The following is a 331-nucleotide window of genomic DNA, read 5'->3' on the forward strand; positions in this document are numbered from 1 at the left end:
TGATAGTCGAGGACTGAATCAGCTACAGAATAGGAGCCGAGGTAGGTCCAATTGCCTAAAGTTATGTTAAAGCTGTCGACAAGACCGGTGGGTAGGTGCCAGGTTACTAGGAGATTCGTTACCTCTGCGTTCTGAACTTCGCCCATGCCTTCGGGGTAGATTGCAACGATACCTGCAGGGTCGCCGTTGGCATTGACAGAGTTTGTCACGGTTAGGCTGGTTAGGCACCCCGTGCTGTTATCACGGGTGTAAGTACCGCTGTTGTTTGAGTCCAAACTATAAATTTCGTGAGAAGCTGCGTAAGTGGGGATGGTGGCGGTTGCAAGGACGG

General features: G+C 51.4%; 1 protein-coding gene. It reads right to left on the reverse strand.

Annotated features, from left to right (window positions below; translation table 11 throughout):
* Positions 1 to 275, reverse strand: a 275-nt coding sequence (locus HMPREF2927_RS09130; protein WP_210399820.1) for a hypothetical protein, incomplete at its 3' end; no start/stop codon positions are given.
* Positions 276 to 331: the final 56 nt, after the last annotated feature.

The sequence above is a fragment of the Rothia sp. HMSC061E04 genome, from assembly GCF_001813685.1.
Lineage (GTDB): Bacteria > Actinomycetota > Actinomycetes > Actinomycetales > Micrococcaceae > Rothia > Rothia mucilaginosa.